Origin of the sequence: uncultured Tateyamaria sp., assembly GCF_947487805.1 — a bacterium.
Classification (GTDB): domain Bacteria; phylum Pseudomonadota; class Alphaproteobacteria; order Rhodobacterales; family Rhodobacteraceae; genus Tateyamaria.
This window is the reverse complement of the sequence record NZ_CANKXW010000002.1, coordinates 140,351-159,917: the sequence shown is the minus strand read 5'-3', so window position 1 is coordinate 159,917 and position 19,567 is coordinate 140,351. Positions and strand designations below refer to the sequence as shown.

At 58.3% G+C, this 19,567-nt stretch carries 9 protein-coding genes; 4 read left to right on the top strand and 5 right to left on the bottom strand.

Annotated features, from left to right (window positions below; all coding sequences use genetic code 11):
- Together Q0949_RS06365 and Q0949_RS06360 are read left to right on the top strand one after the other, a co-directional pair.
- Positions 1 to 1,221 carry a cysteine desulfurase gene (locus Q0949_RS06365; RefSeq protein WP_299369807.1) on the top strand — a complete coding sequence of 407 codons (1,221 nt, stop codon included), beginning with the start codon at positions 1 to 3 and terminating at the stop codon, positions 1,219 to 1,221.
- 88 nt (positions 1,222 to 1,309) lie between these two features.
- Positions 1,310 to 4,012, top strand: coding sequence for a peroxidase family protein (locus Q0949_RS06360; RefSeq protein ID WP_299369805.1), 2,703 nt, complete (start codon positions 1,310 to 1,312; stop codon positions 4,010 to 4,012).
- Between the two features lie 5 nt (positions 4,013 to 4,017).
- On the opposite strand, the gene Q0949_RS06355 is transcribed toward Q0949_RS06360, so the two are convergent.
- Entirely contained in the window at positions 4,018 to 6,111 is a 2,094-nt protein-coding gene (locus Q0949_RS06355; protein ID WP_299369803.1) for a hypothetical protein, read from the bottom strand.
- A gap of 151 nt (positions 6,112 to 6,262) precedes the next feature.
- Between Q0949_RS06355 and Q0949_RS06350 the strand changes: the two genes are divergently transcribed.
- Positions 6,263 to 7,414 carry a hypothetical protein gene (locus Q0949_RS06350; protein ID WP_299369801.1) on the top strand — a complete coding sequence of 384 codons (1,152 nt, stop codon included), beginning with the start codon at positions 6,263 to 6,265 and terminating at the stop codon, positions 7,412 to 7,414.
- Positions 7,415 to 7,425: 11 nt separating this feature from the next.
- On the top strand, positions 7,426 to 9,354 hold the full coding sequence (locus Q0949_RS06345) for a hypothetical protein (RefSeq protein WP_299369799.1): 1,929 nt from the start codon (positions 7,426 to 7,428) through the stop codon (positions 9,352 to 9,354).
- Between the two features lie 53 nt (positions 9,355 to 9,407).
- Here the strand turns inward: Q0949_RS06345 and Q0949_RS06340 are convergent, their stop codons facing one another.
- The 4 genes from Q0949_RS06340 to Q0949_RS06325 all read right to left on the bottom strand — a co-directional run bounded on the left by Q0949_RS06340 (position 9,408) and on the right by Q0949_RS06325 (position 19,200).
- On the bottom strand, positions 9,408 to 11,324 hold the full coding sequence (locus Q0949_RS06340; protein ID WP_299369797.1) for a hypothetical protein: 1,917 nt from the start codon (positions 11,322 to 11,324) through the stop codon (positions 9,408 to 9,410).
- A gap of 23 nt (positions 11,325 to 11,347) precedes the next feature.
- Positions 11,348 to 13,990, bottom strand: a complete 2,643-nt coding sequence (locus Q0949_RS06335; RefSeq protein ID WP_299369795.1) for a hypothetical protein — start codon at positions 13,988 to 13,990, stop codon at positions 11,348 to 11,350.
- 103 nt (positions 13,991 to 14,093) lie between these two features.
- On the bottom strand, positions 14,094 to 17,597 hold the full coding sequence (locus Q0949_RS06330; protein ID WP_299369792.1) for a hypothetical protein: 3,504 nt from the start codon (positions 17,595 to 17,597) through the stop codon (positions 14,094 to 14,096).
- A complete protein-coding gene (locus Q0949_RS06325; protein ID WP_299369790.1) occupies positions 17,590 to 19,200 on the bottom strand; it encodes a hypothetical protein in 1,611 nt (536 codons plus the stop codon). The genes Q0949_RS06330 and Q0949_RS06325 overlap by 8 nt, the downstream gene beginning before the upstream one ends.
- Positions 19,201 to 19,567: the final 367 nt, after the last annotated feature.

Here is a 19,567-nt window from a genome sequence, read left to right as displayed (position 1 = left end):
ATGTACGATGTCGACGCGATCCGCGCGGATTTCCCGATCCTGAGCCGAGAGGTGAATGGCAAGCCGCTGGTCTATCTGGACAATGGCGCATCGGCGCAAAAACCGCAGGTGGTCATTGATGCAATCACCCGCGCCTATGCCGAAGAATACGCCAACGTGCACCGCGGGCTGCATTTCCTGTCGAACCTTGCGACCGAAAACTACGAAGGTGTCCGGGCCAAGATCGCGCGCTTTCTCAATGCGGGGTCCGAGGACGAGGTGATCTTCAACTCCGGCACCACCGAGGGCATCAATATGGTGGCCTATGGCTGGGCCATGCCGCGGCTCGAAGCGGGGGACGAGATTATCCTGTCGGTGATGGAGCATCACGCCAACATCGTGCCCTGGCATTTCCTGCGCGAACGGCAAGGTGTCGTGCTGAAATGGGTAGATGTCGACGCCACCGGCGCTCTGGACCCGCAAAAGGTGATCGACGCGATTGGGCCGCGGACCAAGCTGATCGCGGTGACGCATATGTCTAACGTTCTGGGCACGAAGGTGGATGTCAAATCGATCTGCGCCGCGGCGCATGAAAAGGGCGTGCCGGTGCTGGTCGATGGCAGCCAGGCAGCCGTGCACATGCCGGTCGATGTGCAGGATATCGGCGCGGATTTTTACGCGATCACCGGGCACAAGCTCTACGGTCCGTCAGGGTCGGGTGCGATCTATGTCAAAGCGGAGCGGATGGCAGAGATGCGGCCATTCATTGGTGGTGGCGACATGATCAAGGAAGTCGCCAAGGATGGCATCACCTACAATGACGGCCCGATGAAATTCGAAGCCGGAACGCCGGGCATCGTGCAGATGATCGGCTTGGGCGTTGCGCTGGATTACATGATGGGCCACGGGATGCAGGCCATTCAAGCGCACGAGGACCGTCTTCGGGACTATGCGGTCGAACGTCTTGGCGGGTTGAACTGGTTGCAGGTGCAAGGCACGACGGCGGACAAGGGCGCGATCTTTTCCTTCACGTTGGATGGGGCCGGTCACGCACACGACATCTCCACGATCCTCGACAAGAAGGGCGTCGCCGTGCGAGCAGGCCAGCATTGCACCGGACCCTTGATGGAGCATCTTGGTCTGAACGCCACGTGCCGCGCTTCATTCGGGATGTACAACACGACGGACGAGGTCGACGTGCTGATCGATGCGCTCGAACTGGCGCATGATCTTTTCGCCTAAGTCTCGGATTTAACACACCAAGCTGCCAAACTTTCGCCACACCCGCATGGCATATAGCGGTTTTGTGAGTGTCCGCGTTGGGTGAGCCATGAGTAGCAAGTGTCCGTTCCTCGAAGAGATGGAGCGTCAGGTGCGTTTGAACGAAGCGCGCTATGACGACGATGTCAGCACGCCCTTTGCCGGTGGCGCGGACCCGCTGAGCGTTGCGCGTACCGTCTTTGATCAGGACGGCGACATGCCCAACAGCGCGAACCTGTCGACGCTGTTCACCACGTGGGGTCAGTTTCTGGACCACGACATCGTCCTGACACCAGAAAGCGAGGATGCAGGTACGCTCGCCGTGTCGGGCATGCCGCATGACATCCACAGATCCGAATTCGAACTGGACGAGGATGGCGCCCGTGTGCCCGTAAACGCCGTTACCTGGCAAATCGACGGTAGCAATGTCTATGGCTCGACCGAGGATCGCGCCGCCCTTTTGCGCGCCTTTGAGGGTGGCAAGCTGAGCGTGACCGAAGACGCCAGTTCCGCCCGCGATCTGTTGCCGCAAGCCAGCGAAGACGCGGTGATGGCGGGGGATATCACATCAGCCAACCCGGTTTACCTGGCCGGGGATATCCGTGCCAACGAGAACCCTAACCTGTTGTCCATGCACACGCTCTTCGTGCGTGAGCACAACTATTGGGCCGAACGGCTGGCCGAACGTCATCCCCATTGGGACGACGAACAGCTCTATGACGGCGCGCGCCAGATCGTCGAATACGAGATGCAAAAGATCACCTACGAAGAATGGTTGCCGCATCTGATCGGGGATGCGGTGGATGATGATGCGTCCCATGATCCGGATGCCGACGGACAAATGTCGGTCGAGTTCTCCACCGCCGCTTTCCGGCTGGGCCACACGCTGGTCAGCGACCAGATCGACAGCATGGATGATGCCGGGGCCGATGATGGTTCTGCCGGGCTGATGGACAGTTTTTTTAACCACACCGGTGTGCAGGCCAATGGCATCGAAAGCCTGATCCGTGGACAGTTGGCGAACACCGCCCAGGAAGTCGACGCACAAGTTGTGGATGCGCTGAACTTCTTTCTCGAAACGCCGGACGGGGTGAGCGGGTTTTCATTGCCTGCGTTGAACATGGCGCGCGGTCTGGACCACGGCCTGCAAAGCTATGTGGACACGCGCGCGGCCCTCTTGGGGGATATCGACCCGTCGACGCTCGCCCCCGAAAATTTCAGCATTTTCACCTCTGATCCGGACACCCAGGCGCGTTTGGCGGCAGCGTTTGACGATGTGTTCCAGGTGGATCTCTGGACCGGTGGGCTGGCCGAAGACCCCGTGCCCGGCACGCAGATCGGCCCTCTCTTCACCGCCATCGTCGCGGATCAGTTCGACCGCACGCGCGCAGCAGACGAAACCTTTGGCCACCTCGATCCGGCCTTGGGCGCCGAGATCATCGCCGAAGTCGAAGCCAGCGGGTTTGCGGATATCATTGTCCGCAATACCGACGTGGACATGGTACAGGAGGATGTATTTGTCGCTGTCGAACGCGATGTGGAGGCCGCGGATGCGCCAGACACCAGCGATGCCGCGGATGACGTCACTCTGTCCGCCGTTGCAATCACGGATAGCGTCGAGACCGGCAAAGGTGCCGACACGGTTCTGATCGAAGGTGGGACAGATATCGACGGCGAAGTGCGCACGGGCGCGGGTGCTGATCGTATCATACAAACCAGCGGCAATGTCCGTGGCGACATCCATGCGGGTTCGGGGGATGACCATGTCGTCATTGCAGGCTCCGGTGAGGTGCAGGGCGACATGCGGGGTGGTACGGGGAACGACACGATTGCTCTCATGGACATGGCGCAGGTGGGCGGCGATGTACTTGGTGGAGCCGGTGACGACTTCCTGTGGATGGACGGACGGGCCTCTGTAAATGGTGGGGTGGATACCGGAGCAGGTGGCGACACGATTTCGATTGGCAGTCGCGCCAGCGTCCAAGGCACGGTAGATGCGGGTGCTGGCAATGACGCGCTGCGTCTCGTTGCCGGGGCCGCGATTGGTCATCTCGATGGCGGTTCCGGCCTTGATCGGCTGACGGTCGAGGGGCTGCACCGTATCGACTGGGACGGCGGCAGTTCGGCAAGCGGTTCCGGGCGCATCGTGTACCTGAACGCAGATGGCAGCGAAACCGGCCATTCCGTCACCTTCGAGAATATCGAAGGGGTCACCTGTTTCACGCCGGGCACGCGGATCATCGCACAGGCGGGCAAAGTCGACATCGCCTCGCTCAAGGTCGGGGATCTCGTCTGGACACTCGACCGTGGGCTGCAACCGGTCCGTTGGATCGGGCGCTCAACAGTTCCGGCAGAGGGCGCATTGGCCCCGATCTGCATCACGCGTGACACGCTGGGTAACGGGCGGGACCTATGGGTGTCGCCGCAGCACCGCATGTTGTTGGCCGACTGGCGCAGCCAGATCTATTGCGCCGAAGATGCCGTCTTGGCCCCGGCCAAGGGGTTGGTGAACAACGGCACGATCCGGTCCGTGCCCGGCGGCCTCGTGACCTATATCCACATCGCCTTTGACGCGCATGAGATTGTGTTCGCCGAAGGGATCGCATCGGAAAGCCTGCACACAGGCCCCGAAGCTCTGCGTACCATGGATCCGGCCACGCGGGCGGAGCTATTGGAGCTGTTCCCGGAACTGGCCGAGCAAAGTGCCGCGATCAAAACCGCGCGCCCGGTGGTGTCCGTCCGGGAAACCCGCGCGATGATGGGGCGGTTGTAATCTTCTCAGGCGACGTCAAGCTGACGCAGCAAGTCCGCTTTGCACTCGGCAATGAGCACAGGGTCACCGTCAATCGCGCTCAGCCACGCCATCTCGTCATGGCTGGGACGGCGGCGGAACCCCGGCGCTTCATCATGCAAGGAGGCTGTCTGGTTCGGTGAGAATTGCACCACGGTCCCAGGTGTCCCCTGCAAAGGGTCCACGAGGTTTGCGCTGCGAACAATGGACTGGATTCGGTCAAAATCCGCTTTGAACCGTTCGTAAAGAAACGTCGCGATGCGGTTCAGCAAAGCATCCACCGGGTATTCCCACAGTGAGATCGTCTCACCCGCAAGGCTTTCTGTCAGTTTGACCAGCAAACTGGTTTGCGCCGTGTCCACGACCGTCCGTGCGGCGCGTTTGGGCACAGTGACCTGCGCCAAGGCAAACAAATCTCGCGTCTCGAGCGCGCCGCCGCGATGCAGACCGCTTGCGTCAAAGGCGCGTTGGCAAAAATCAAGCGTCTCGTCCACGAGCTCATGCACCGCGCTCGCGTCTTCGCCGATGTCATCGGATGCGGCGCTGATAAATTGCGCGGCGTATTCGACTGGCAGAACTTCGGCAGCTGTTAGCACGTCAAGGATTTGGCGCCGCATACTGATGTCAACGAGGTCAGAAAGCTGGTCGACTTGACCAAGTTCGATGTGAGAGGCGTCAATACCGGCCGCAATGGCTGTCAATGATTGCTCATGGAAGGGTAGGGTGATGGCCCGGAATGCAGATTGAGAGGCATCGATACTATCGAGCCATAGTTTGATGCGGGGCTGATCTTTCGCTTCCGTCTGCAACACGATACTGGCGAGGTATTGCAATACTTCGGTTTCTGTCCCGCGCGCCAGTTCAGACGCCAAACGCCGGGGCCCGAAGGTTGGCATCCGAGCGGGATCCAAGGCGGCAAGCATACCGAAATAAGTGGGTGCACTCAGGAACTGATTGATACCTGCGGGCGCAAGATGTGCCGCATTGCTTTGATGCGTGTCGGCGATCAGGTGAGCCAACTCACTGTAGACGGCGGCTGTAAGCTCGTTCGCAAAGTCCAGGTCGTCAGGCTGCATCGGTTTGCCAGCGTCCGCAAAGGCCCGAACGAAATCCATGTTGCTAGCCGTTGTTATTGCAGGCTGCGCATCGAGGAACACGTCAAGCAAGGCGCCATCGTCGACATAGGGAAAGTCATCCTTGCCGTTCACGATCATCATCGCGCCCTTCTTGCCAATAGGATGCGATTGGGTCGCGGAGCGTTCGAAGATAAAGCGTGACGGTGGCCGTGTCGCAATGGCGATGCGATCCAGAAATGCGATGTGCTTGCTGTTCTCGTCGTTGCTGTCCGAAGGGGTTTGAAACACATGCTGGCGCGTGCCGTTGCGCACGCCACCAAACACAGCAATGTCCGCATTGTTGAGCGTCTCAAGGTCCATGCGACCGGATTTAAGAGCGGGCAGAACATGGTCAACGGCCGACAGCGTGTAAAAGCTGACTTGCGTTTCAGGCAGCAATTCGTCGTCCGCCGCGACTATCTCGACTTCGAGTGCGCCGTGCTCGCCGCTTTCGTCCTGAAAGATGCGCGCGCGCAACGTGCCGCCCTGACCTTCGCCGGACGAGTTCTGTGCAGGACCGATGGTCTGGCCGTGGCGCGTGCTCGCCAATACCGATGAAATCGTGCTTGTCGGCACTTTTTCGTCTGCATCCAGTATGTTGATCATCGGCGTGTCGTTTGCGTATTCGACGATCCAGTGCTTTCGATCTGCCTTATCGAAATTTGCATGTGCATCAAGCGTGATGCGCTCGATCAACTCGGTTGGGCGCGGACCACCAGAAGACTTGGCTGATTTGACGCCACTGACGGTGAGCATAACGGGCGCAATTCCGGCATCTTCGGGCAATGCAACGGCAAAGATCTCGAACCCGCCCTGACCAGACACACCAGGTATTCCGACGCCGATGGTGCGGAATTCTCCGTCCTGCAAATGTTCGACTGTGACGACGTCGATATCCTCGGGGGCGTCCACGTAAACCAGCAGACAGTTCGCCCTATCATCCCAGAGATATTCGTACAGAGCCATGGCACCAGCGTTCGTTGACAGATTGTCTAAATATTAAATAAACTTAGGATACACGTTTGGTTTTGACAATCTTGCGCCTTTTATAATTATGGTAAATTGCCCATACTCAAGGAACAAATTAAACATTGTTCAATAAGATCGCTCGGTTGCCATGAAGAAAGACAAGAAGTTACCGACGATTACCCTTCTGGGGCAAGCGGCGTCGGGCAAGACGAACCTTCTTACTGCATTTCTGAACCACAATCCGTCTTGGCTGGATCTCGAGGATGGCCCCGATTTTGTTCAGAATTTTTCTGTAAGCGAGATGTTTACCAGCGGGAGCGAAGAAGAGCGCGCGTTTGACTACCTTCGAACGCACTATGCATCTCTACTGGCCGGCAAGGAGTACCTTCTCGAGGGAACAAACGCCGCCCGTCGATACGGCATCAAGATGTCGTTCCATCAACCTGCGCAAGCAAAAGTACAGAAGTCCGGCTGGTTGGGCATTCCATCGCTGTCGTCCTCCGCGCCCGCGCGCGAGGAAGAACTGGAATTCAGTATCGTGGACGGGCGCGGCGCCGATGCGGCCCCGGTCGAGATGATCCAGTCAGATGACAAGGATGCGACGGCGCGAAGGCAAGAATACCGGGACGGAATGGACGATTCCAGCGGCTTTGTTCTGTTCATGCCGCTGATGTCTGATGATGAAGGGACAAAAGCGGCCATTTCGCAGCGGTTTCTGGGTGAAATTACGGAATCTCTACGCCGCAAACGCGAAAAGCTGGGCACGCTGCCCAAGCTTCAGCGTATCGCCCTGTGTTTCACCAAATGCGAACGCGCGTTTATGAACGATGGCGTCTATGCGGCTGAAAGCGCAACAGAGATGGCCCGTTACGATGGGTTTTTTCGTGGAAATGCAGTTCTGTCCACCTTCAGGTCGCTTCTCGCGTACAGCCTGAAGGACGACACGTTCGACATGCGCGTGTTTCCGGTGTCGACCTACGGTTTTGTGCGGAATTCGGGCAGCCCGAATTTCTATCCATGGTCAAAATCGCCCGGACTGTTGACGCGCGCCGTGGATCCGATTGACGACTATGCGGCGGAACCGATTGACGATTATGCGGCGGAACCGATTGACGTCTATGACGACATAGACTTGTCGAAATACAAGGACCACTTTCCGATCGCGCTGAAGGATGATCAGGCGCGGTCGTTGTGGCGCCCGTTCAATATCGCACCACCGCTGCTCTATGCGCTCACCGGGCGCATCACCGGTCCGGTGTCATTTTCCGCAGACCGCGCGTTGGCGCATATCTCGGACTGAGGGGCGCGCAAATGGAACAGTACAAGTACCATTTGGGCATCTACAGCAAACTTTTGCGCGGAAAAGGACCCGATGGTCCGATCAAGCCTGGCGTAGAGGCGCGACTGGTCGCTTCCACCGAAGACTTTCCCGAACGGTATCAGCAACTGTGCACGACCAGTCTGTTTTTTCCCGAGAACCCGCCCGTTACAAAGATCGACGCCCGGCGGATGAAGGGCGGCGCCTTTGTGTTCGCACCTGTGTACCTGAAGGGCGAGCACCTTAGCGTGTTTTCCCGGATCGAGGCGCGACCGGAACGCGGCAAGGGGCAGGGTGGTCGGCGTTTCACGCACTGCGCTGCGTTGATTGTCAAAGACAAGTGGGAACCGGCATTGATCCGGTGGGCCGCGCGCATGCTCTTTACCACGCAATATGGTGATCGGTGTTGGGGTTTGCCGGTTTCCGAAAAACAGGAGGACCGGAATAGACTGAATTGTCCGGACCTTCGCCGAGCTGATCTGCCGGCCGAAGGTTTCAAGGATCGCGGGTTGAAATCACTCGACGATATTGTCTCAATCTCCCGTGTGCGGTTGCCGTGCCCATCAGTCGAAGGTGACAGTGTTGAGGCGCCGGGACAGGTGGATGTGGCAGATTGGCTCGCGGATGAACTCGAGACGTCTGGGTTCTCCGATGGTGTGCGGGATGGGTCTGCATTTGCCACTCAGGGGCGGTTTTTGTCCTTTGCCAGCGGTGTCAGCGACGACATTACCGGGCCCGCGGGGGGTGGTTTCTTCATTTCGCTGGATACACGGGCAACCGAAGAGATTGCGCATGGGACGCCTCTTGGGTTTGACGACACGCGGCCTGTCTGGTTTCCGCCGCCGGTTCAATCCGACCTGGCGCCGATCATACCGGAGTGGCGGCATATCAAGACATTTGACCAGGCACTTCATGCACGGCGCCCCAACACATTGACAGCCGACAATTACTGGCCAGAACACCTGCCGGAAGAGTTCGCCAATTCAGTAGAGGTCGAAGGTGAGCAGGACGCATCGAATGCGTCGACGGTTCAGGCGTACGTGGAAGAAGACGATTTCGTAAAGGTGCCCATAACAGGCAAGATTGAAAAACCAAATACAGCACATGCCGAACCAGTTTCTGACAGCGATGACGGCGTCGACGAAATTGTGCTGGACCTCGAAGGGCACGACCTCGCCGAGGCCGGTTTCGGAGCGATGTACGGTATACAAAGCAGTGGCCGAAGTGCAGCGAGCCCGCCCGAAGCAGCGCAGGCGCTTTACAAACTCGACACGATCCAGTGGCCAACTTTGCTCAAGTATCGGGACTTGCCGCAAGGTGAAACGCCGCCGGTCAGTCGAGAAAAGCTGCGTGAGATCGCCCTAGGGTTTTTCCAATTGGACGCGCGGTTGCGCCTCATCATGGAACCACCCTTTGACCACTACCCGCGTAGTGACGTTGCAGATCGGATCATCGTCGGCAGCTTTCGGGACCTTTTGGAACTGATCATCGACTTTGCGGCGGCAGGACGGGATCCAAATCAATTGCGAGATGAACTGGACCGCATGTTCACCCATGACCCCTTGCCATATCTAGGCGTGTATACAGACAACGGCGGCAGCATGTACCGCACGATGTTCCGTAACTATATCGAAGAGGTTGGTGTCGATCGTCTCATCGGTGAAATCCACGACATTGCCCGCCGCGAGCGCAATCTGGCGAAATACCTGTCCAGCCGCGAAGGGCGAAACATTCAGCTGGACGTTCCCAATGACGAGTTAATCAACGAATTTTTCGTGTGGTTGAACGGGTTCGAAAGCTATCAGCAACGGGATGCAAAACTGCACAACCCACAGGCGATCTGGTGGGATTACGGCCTCGGCGAGTTTTTCTCTGAACTCTATGCCAGCACGGACGAGTTGTTTGGCAAAACGCACGATTGAACCCAACGGAACCTGTGCCGCGCCGCATGCATCAGCGGCGCGGTATGGTCGGTTCAGATAGGTTCCTGCGGGCGGCGGCGACCTCCTCGGGTGCGCGATGTCTCCGTTTCCGATTTGATCGGCGCATTGACCCGCTGTTCCGAGATTTCCATGCTACGCAGGTGCGACAGGTACTGACGCGCGCCTTTCAGCATCACCAATTGAGAGCTGTCGTTGATATCTGACACCTCGAATTCGGCGTAACCATCGCGGATCAATCTGTTGATGATAGGATCCAGCATGTCCAACTGTTGCCGGTCTTCGGGCAGGGGGGCAATCGCTTCCACACCAGGCCGCTCCGGTTGGGGCTTGCGCATCAGGTTGATCAGCTTGTCAATCGCGCGGACGCTTTCCGGCAGGCCCACATTCTTGCCTACAAGAGCGCACAGAAGAACGAGCAAGTCGACAATAGCTGCAAAGACAAAAGACAAGACCGCGTTGCCCTGTTGGTCCTTGAACAGAGCGACCGCTGCCTGATTGATCGGTTTTGCCGAGTCACCGCGACCCGTTTTCATACTGCCGATATAAGTGACAAGGTCATCGCGTTCGCTACGGTCGGGTTCGTATTGAACACATCCTTCCAGATGCGAAATCAGGGGGTCCAACGTGAACAATTCCTGACCTTCACGCTTTTCGGGTGCAGGTTGGGCGCTCAGACACTGTTCATCATATGCCCCAATATTTGACTGGACGGATTTGAGCGCATTGACGGTGGCGAGAACGGTACTGTTGGCGCAGGTGACGCCTGCTGTCGACTGCCCAACATTTGCATCCGTCAACTGCTGCTTGAGGGTCGAACATTGGTCTAGGAGCCCGGCATAAGCTTCGTAGTCCTGCCCTTCGAGGTTAGACTGAAGCCGGGTCAACGTTGCGGACTGCGTTTGGAAGTCGAAGTCGATCCCGTCTGACAGGTCTTCGATTTTCGTATCGATAAGTGCGATTTCGTCCTTGATCCCGTCAAGGCGGCTGTCGATTTCGTTGATACGCTGCTCGGCAACGCCGCCCTGTGCCGTGGCAGTCGCGTTTTGCAATTGCGGGCGCAACCTTTCCAGGCTGTTTTCTGTGCCAGACAAAAGTGTTTCTGCGGCGGTCAAGGCGGCGGAATTGGTCTGCTGGTTCGCTAGAATAGCTCGCGCGCGAGGGCCAACGCCGTCAGAGCTTTCAACCTCAAACTGCCTTTGTAAGGCGTCCCGCTCAATTTCCAGACGCTGTACTTCACGGCTTTGGGTGGCCAGTTGCGCCTCAAGCGCGTTCACCTCGCGACGCAAATCAGTCAGGCGCTGCGCCCCTGTTTGCGAGCTGACCGAAAACCGGCTGCGTTCATTGGTCAGCGTATCCCGCTCGTCTCGCAATTCCCGTTGCTGATCCCGCAGGCGCGCGCTCTCTACCCGTGAGTTCGCCTCGATTTGGGCCTGCGCGCCATTCGCGGCGTCGATCACGCTGCGCAGTTCTTCGATCCAGGTGCGGTATGTCGCGTTGTTGACAAGCTGGTCTTGGTGTTGGGTGTTCAAGCCGGTCACGAGGTTCTCCTGAATGCCGTTCAGGATGCGGCTGCGCTCGGTTTGTATGACGTTCGACCGTTCGACATCATCGCGCCCGCCGGTGCCCTGGAAAAAGCCGTAGAAGGAGAAATACCCCGAGAAGAAGGCGCACATGATCCAGATCGAGATGCGCCACAGATTGGCCTTGAAGCCGTCGCGGGCATATTCCGCGATGGACCAAGAGATCGCGAACAGGATGACCTGCACTCCAAAGGTCAGGATGAACGCCATGATCGCGCCGATGAACCCCTGCGGCATGAAATCATCAAGCCCCAGCCACGTCTCGTAGGCCGACACGATGGACAGCGCGATCGAGCCTGCGATGGTCCCCCACAGGATCAGGTTCGAGGTGGTAAAACGGGGGCCGGTGCGTTCTGCAATATCAGTCATGGAATAATATCTCTTGCTATGGGTCAGTCACCACGGCGTTTCTTGAGGCGCATGGAAAGGGTTGGGTCAAAGGTGCTGTCGAGCCTGTCGCTCCAGATGAGGCGGTGCTCGGTTTTCTTGGGCTGGGTTTCTTTCAGCTCTTGGAAACTGGCATCCAGCCGTTCAAGTCGCCAAGGCGGGACGGTCTTGCTGATATCCACGATGGCGCCCTTGTGTGTGGCGCGCATGCGCAGACCCTCGATGGACATGGTTTGATCCGGGTTGCCAGTGAACGCGGCGAACCACGCGCGCCACCAAAGTCCGCTGCCCTTGTCCAATCGCTTGAAACTGGGTGCCGCGTTGCCGCGGTTGATCTCCACCATCGAGCCTTTGGGGAAACGATGCGTTGTAAACAGGGCCCATAGTCCGCGCAGGAACACCCACGTCAAAAAGGCGTAAAGAAGGTTCAAGGCGCATGACAGACCGCCCTGTGGGATGAAGGCGATCGGATAAGCAAAGGGCACCGTGGCGCTGGCCTGCTGGATCGTGACGCCAGACACGGCATAACTGTAGTTCACCGTCACATCCCGCACGTCTGTGCCCGTCACGACATTTGCGCCCCAAAGCCAGCACAGGCACCAGAAACTAGTTTCCGGCTTGATCTCCAGCGCGTTGAAACCGGTGGCCGCCGGGTTCGGAAAGACGGGTTTGAGATCAACCAATCCGGCAAATGCGCCAGTGGAGGATACGTTGACCAATTCATCAATCCGCTCGGGGTCCGGTGGTGTCAGCAGTGACACCAATGAAAACTGTGCCGCGAATTGCCCACGCAGCAATTCGCCCGCTGGTGTTTTCAGGCCATCAATCTCTCCGGGCGTCAGGGGTTGCGTCACGTCGACCAATTCCATCCCAAGGCCTGGCGCTTCCAGCCTGGGTTTCGATTGGGTCTGAGCGGTTGTGCCGCTCCACTGGCCCGTCGGGTTGGCGAGGATGACCAGGGCGTCCATGCCTTCCGCAATCTCCTCGGGCGTTGCGTTCTCAGTGCGCCAGATGGTGAATTGCTGGGAACTGCCTGCGCCAAAGTCGATTGGGCCGTCCAGATCGACAGTCGCCCCGCTGGCATCACGGATTTCCATGCCCGGTGGGATCTTTGTTCCGGCAAAGTCAATTTGCCCGTCGATTTCGGCCTGTGCCTCGACCGCGAAGGTGCCAATGGGTGCGCCGCCCTGCACGTCCAGGGGCACGTTTATCTCGTCCGACGCACAGTTCGGGCAGGCGGCCGAGGGTGTGATCGCGGATACCGACACATTGGCGGAACTGTCTAGAACAGTTATCCGCAACGTTTCTGAACGCGGCGACAAAATACCTGCGGAGGCGCGGGAGGTGGCCGCGACATCGCCAGTTTGTTGCGGGCTCCAAGCGTACCGACCGGTGTCGGTGGCATCGTCCAGCGTCATGCTGGACGTAATCGGACCCTGTGCCATCGTCAACGTGAGGTTCATGCTGAGCGTGTTTGGCAGTGTTGCAAAGTCCACGGGGGTGGGCGTGTTCTCGCCATCTAGGATCTGTGACCGGAACTCATAGTCCTGCCCAACGAAAAGCCGATATGTCCCAGAAGCGGTCGGCTGTATCTCGCGGCCCGAAGAGTCGAAGATGCTCAGTTCATTCACCGCCCGTGTTTCGAAAAGCAGGAAAACATCCCGGTCCACGGGCGCATTGAAGGTCAGGTCGTAATCCCCGGCTGGCACTGCGCGTTGGAAATACAGGTGTTCGACGACGCCCCCCCGAGGCGCCGGATTGCCCAGTGCACCATCCGTGCCGGACATCTCTGTCGAAATGCGCCGCGTTTCGGTCGGCGTTTCGGTAAATGTTGTCGTTTGCAGCCGCGGCACTGCGCCACGCGGTCCGGTCGCAACGATGACGACTCGTGAAATTGACAAGGGGGTGCTCAGCGAAATCGTGTTGCCCTTGTAGGAAATAAAGCGCCCCTGGGCTTCTCGGTCCGTGTCAGACACCTCGGCAATGATATCCTGCAACGCTTCCCAAAGCTCGTCCGCGCTGGACACGTATTTGGACCCCGTTGCCGGGTCTCCGTTGAAGACCGAAGTCAACGTGTCCCGTACGCCTTGATCCTTGACGGTGGTCCGAAGGCTGCTGCCGCCTTGCCGGTCGATGAACAGGTATTGAACAGAAAGCGTGCCGCCACGGGCTGTGATCGCATCGCGCGTCGCCTCGAAGGCTTGGCGCATCCGGGGCACCATGGCGCCACCCTTGAACAGATCCCCGTTGTCGTACTCACCGTCCGACACCAGAACGAAAACGATCTCTTCGCCGGGCTGGGCTTCGGCTTCGATCCGGTGCAGCATCACCTCGATCGGGCCATAGGGCGTGGATGTATTGCTGTCGTACCTGAAGTGCCGTTCCAGTTCCCGCATCAGCGCCTGGTGATCGGCTGCGGACGTAACAGACACATCGCGAACGGCATTCGGAATGCGCCCGACCAGATTGTCGATGTCCGGCGCCGCCCCCGAGGCCATCGTTGCATCGACACCTGCGATGGTGCTGCCAAGCGTGTTGGCATATTCGTTGAAGTTCATGATCAACAGACGGTCGAACCCGGCGCGACCATCCATAGTCGCCGCCAGCAATCGTGCGCCAAATGAAGGAAGCTGATAGCGCTCCTGCATCGAACCACTTGTGTCAAACAGAATGGCAATTGTCTTGGCGTGCAGCGGCGCGCAGATAAACAGGACGGCAATCCATGCAGCACAAAGACAGTGCAAAAGGTATCTAGCGTTTCGTGTCACAGAGCGCCTCCACGACAGCACGGGCACCGGCAAAGTCGAGCAAGGTCGAAACTGATCCGCTGCCGAAATCATAGCCTGTCTCCTGGGGCTTCGATTTTGAGTTCTCACAATGGATCAGAAAATCGCGCCAGATACCAAAGATGCGATCCCGGTGAATATAGAACGACTGTGCCACGCCAAGATCGTGATCGCTGTCTTCGATCAACAAAAGGGACAACCCGGCCGCATGAGGCGCGGTTTCGACTTTGTTTTCCATTCTGGCGAGCGCCGAAAAATCTCGGGAAAATTGCTCGAAGCGATCAGCAAGCTCGGTTGGGACTGCAGTTGCATCGACCCGGTCCACGGGCAATCCGCTGTCGTTCAATGACGTCAAATGGCGTAAGCGGTCATAGGTGAAACTGTCGAGTGTGCCGGCTGTTGTCATGTCGACGCCCGAAGCTTCAGGGCAGATTACGGCCAGTCTGTGGGCATGGTTCGGGAACTGGACGGCGAGCACGTCCTGCAACGTCATTGCAAGTGTGAAGGCGATTTCTGGCGTGAACTGGCCTGTTGTCTGCGTTTTGCGAAAGGCTTGCCCGGGTCCACGACGCTTGCGGGTTTGCGCGCCGCCATTGGCATCCGTGCCTGCCAATATGCGCAGCAGTGTGCCGGACCGCATCTGTGCGTGGCTGAGTGCGGATGTTTCGATCCGCTCAGGTCGCAGGTTCTTTTCTCCGAACGGTTGCGCGACGGTGCCGAATTCATAAGCCCGGCGCGTCCGCGCGGCGCAATCGATGAAGCCCGTGATGATCTCGTAGGGCTGCTTGCTGCTCAGTTCTTCCGTGTAGCGTTCCACCGCGAAACTGCGACGCTCGGTGTCGGTGAATTGCAGGGCGTAGTCGCGCACAAACAGGGTCGGTTTGAGTGGATGGTCGTTCAACACCTGACAATAGACTGTTCGCGTATCCATGTTGATCTGTTGAACGCGCAGAATTTTCTGACCCAGCCAGATGCGTGTATTTTGCGCGTAGCTGAGCCCGTGATCGGCAAAGGGCAGATGGTGGTCTGCAAAGTCGAGAACCGACAGCGCAGGGACCGCCTCTTCGTCTTCGGCGGGCGGGCCCGACAGAACAAAGTTCTTGATCCTCAACCGACCTTCACCACCGGCTTGATCCGTCGCATCGGCGGGCCGAACGGCGACGACGCTTTGACCCGGTTTCAGCCGGAAGGCCGATCGAAAGAGCCGCTGCATACCGCCGCGTGACGTGTTCACGCGCAGTTGCCGGAGGGCGCGGTCAGGTCGGTCGAGGAAGGCGGCAACCTTGTTTTGGCTGAGCTTGAGCAATCCGTTGATCTGGTTCAGCCCGGCGGCTGCGGCTGTGGCTTTCGCTTCTGCGCGAAATGTCATTCGCACTTTGGTGGCAAGTTCACGCGGCCCCTGCCGCTGTTCCGGTGCAATTGATCCGTATTTGGTACGAAATTCGTCCAAGGCATCGCGTTTGTCTTTTGACGTCGCTTTTGATTTCAGCTCCGCCTGCAACCGTGCCGTCAGGAACGGCGCAACCGGATAATTGCCACGCGCGACGATTTTAATTGCTTCAAGAGCAACCGGTGTACTGCTCGTGATGCCGACGGCATCCGCAAGGTTTCCGGGATCGTCGACAATGGACACGGAATGCGGCACGCGTGCGGGCAAGAGAGTCGTTTGGGTTATCGCGCGCAGGTGCGAAATAAGCTCTGCGCTGTCGTTGTGCAGACGGTTCCGCGTCACCCGTTTCCAGTTCAAATCGGCATAGGTGGCAGAGGCGCCGTGCACGAACGGGTGAATATTGTGATCCGGGTCGTAGGTTTCGATGGCGGCGCGAAACCCGACCGGGAGTTTAGCGGTGTCGTCGAAGGTGGCGGTTCCATCCGTATTCACGATCAAAAGCCATTGCGGGATGCTGCGTTCGAACCGGTTGGTGCTGGCATGCTCAATGCTGTTGCCGCGGGTGATCGTAAAGTTTCCGATCCGTGTTTCCATGTCCTTCCGCGGTTCACTCTGGAATACACCAACCAGCTTGCTTGGCGGCGGAATCGCACCCTTGATGCGATCCAGCGCGATGTCGAGCACGCCGAAATCCGTCTCATGCAGATTGAGCGCCACGACACCGCCCAGCAAACGCAGTTCGTTTTCGTAGTTCTCGATATTGGACGCAAGCACTTCGAGAGAAAACTGGCTGACAAGCAGCACGTCGATCAAACCTTCGGGCCGCTCTCCGTCCTGGCCCAAACGCCATATCCGCGGTCGACTGCCATTTCGCGGGCCACTTCCCAGCAACTCGTAAAAGAGGCTTTCGGTCTGATCCAGATGCTCTTCGGGGCAGATGATCAGAACCGTGTGGCCACGGTCCAGCACCTGTTCGTTCACCGTCTTGGCGATTAGCGCGAAATGCCGGACGCCAAGAGTTTCCGAAATCATCAAACCTGTCCCGGCCTCCATTGCCTCGATACTATCATGCGGTACCGGAGTGCGTGTTTCGTCGGCGGGCAATTCGACGAATGTCTTGATTTCCTTGCCCAAGGCGCGTCTCAGACGGGTAACGGTGTCATGCAGGAACAGATCGACCGGCGCGGGCGCTTCGGGTTCGTGCGGTGTTTCCACAGCGGCATCCGACGCGGTCAAGAGAGCCCAACGCGCGAGGTCTAAAAGGAACAGCAGAGCTGGCAACCAGATGACGTCTCTGACGGAAACCACCGCACCATCGGGGCTGTCGACAAACAGCATGAGCGTTGGCCCGGCCATGGCGGCTATCAGGGTTAAAACCGATGTCTGAAACAGGATCGTCCGCTCGGGTACGCCCAGCCATGCCGAGCTGATCGCGCCTAGCCTAGGGTCATGTGCTTCGCCGCGGACGATGCGCCCAACAGTTCGAATGGCCCACGTCACACCGCCAACGCTCCATATCAGCGCGGCGATCACCGCACCGATCATGACGTTGAATTGCAACATGATTGTGAACGTTTCCTGTACGCCGCCGTCCGGCTGTGCAACATCCAGAACGGCCTGATACCGTGCATAAACCTGATCGCGCAGCAGTGCACCCTCGCAACTGCCGGTGACGGCTCCAAGCGCAGGAAAATTGTGATACCACGGGTAGTCCTGCGCCAGAAAGTTTTCGAGGGCGCGGTGACGGGCGATGACGTAGATCTGCAAGAGGATCCCAAGACCCATAAGAACCAGCGACAGCATAAAGCTGCGTTTGGAAAACAGGTGCAATCCCAGCAACGCAATCCCTAGCACTGCCACCAAGGCCAGTGCGTATCCACCGGCAGGCCCCTCGATGCCGACCCGGCAAGGATCGGCAAAATACCGTTCGGGCGTTTGCGCGCCCATGAGGTCATCCAAAAGAAAAACGTCAACGCCAAGGGCGGTCAGGAACAGAACGGCAAGCAGGATGCCTGCCAGCTTTCCGCCCACAAGTTCCGATGTCGGAAGGTCGTGATTGCTGGCACTGGTGTCACTCATCACCAACAACTCCCAGCTTCACCGAGATTGGCGCAAGGCTACTGGTGCTTGCCAGCGTGAACTCGGTTCCTCCGAAATGTCCGGGTTCGATAAGCAACGGGTGTGCAGACTCCAGCGGCAGATCCGCCACCAGGAGCGACGTTATCTTGTCCGACAGATCGCTTTTCTGGTTGAACGCCTGATCAAGGGCCTGATCCGTTTTGGGTGAAACCTCATAGGATGCAGCACTCAGCCGGGCTTGGCCGATGGCGAGCTTGTTGGCAAACCGCTCAGGCGACTCGTCACCGGGCCGAAATGCCGGTCGAAGGAACTGTTGGGTGGTGTTGAGCAAGGACAAGCGCCACCGATTGACGGCGATCCGCAACAGGCTGGCAAAGCACAATCGCAACTCTTTGTAGTGACGATCCATCGCATCGGTAACCAGATCTAGGGCGGCATTGCGCCGCGCGCGAAGCCGGAGGGCCAGAACGACGGCAAAGGCCAAGGATATGATGACGCTGAAGCCAAGAATGACCCCCATGGGCCCCAACATATTGCCAAAGGGAACAATTGCACCCGATCCCGCGATCGACCGAATGATCGGCACCAACAAGATTGGCAAGAGAGCGACGAAAGACACGATGCCGATGACCAACATGGTCGAGCGCCACCTCAAAAGCCGGTTTTCCGTGTCTAGAAGCCGCGCGACCGCCGTGGCGCGCGACGACGCCATGCTCGCCCAAATGGTTTCGTTCAATGCATCCTGTTTGGCAACAACGGCGCGCGCTTCTTTGATTTCCGAGGCGGCGGCAGCGCATCCGACATCCAGAACGTTGGCGCAATACGTATTCACGGTCTGCAGCGCTTCATTGTCGCTGGGAAGCGTTATGCGGTCCATCACCGCATGAAGCTCGATCCGTTTGTGCTCCAGATCAGCGCGCAAGCGATCGATCTCTGCGGACAGGGAATGCCCGTACATGTCACGCGCGTGGCTCAGCGCGGCATTGTATTCGGCGGCGCTGGTTTCAATATTTCGCGCCGCATTGGCGCTGTAAAACAACGTTCTCTTGGAGTTTGCCAATGTTGAAATACACCGGCTGATCTGTTCATCGGCATCGAGGTTCTGGTCAGTGACGTCGCGATTTGCTGCGTTTGCATTCTTGGCAGCCGTCACAACGGCGTTCAGCGCCGTGACTTCGTTATATGCCTCGGATGCGTCATCAGCCGCCTGCTGGTCTGTCTGCAAACCCGGCAGGAGCGCATTGAACTCTTTCTTGAGCGATTCAAATTCTTCGCGCCATGTTGAATTTTTCTTCTTGTTTTCCCGGTCCATCGCAGCGATCCGGAACACCAGCCCACGCCGCAACAGATCTGCCTTGGCCAACAAGGTCGCTTCGCTGTCGTTGCTGCGCACCCAGACAAGCTTGGACGTGTCCGCACCAAAGCCGCGCAGGGACTCTGTCGTCATGTTTTTCTGGACGGCATCGGTGTGGAACTGTCGCAGTATGTCGATCAGCACCCTTAACTTGGCAAATTGGCGGTCCAGCGTCTTGTCGGATGCCTCGCGGGCGCGACTTTCCGACAGGAAAAAGATATGACCCAGCCCCATGCGGTTCTGTTTCATGAACGCCATGACCTTTTCGCCGTTGCGCTCATCTGCCTTGTCTGCGCCTGCGTCCCGTACGATCAGGCTGAACCAGACCCGTGTCGAAATGCGACCGATCACGTTTGTCGGATCGTCGCGGTCGCCTTGGTTTTCCACCGCCTGCATGGCTCTCCGCAAGGCGAGGTAGCCGGACATCGCGCCTTGGGACACAGCCGGGTCATCCGCGTCCTTGGCGGTCGCAAGCGCTTCGAAATCGGCGCGATTGATCACAAGGGCAATCGACAGGTACTTGTCGCGGTTCTCAGCATCCGCAAGCCCGGCAACCGTCTCATCAATCTCTTCGAGCAATGTGTCCGGCTCGTTCGAATAATCCTCCGGAAAATTG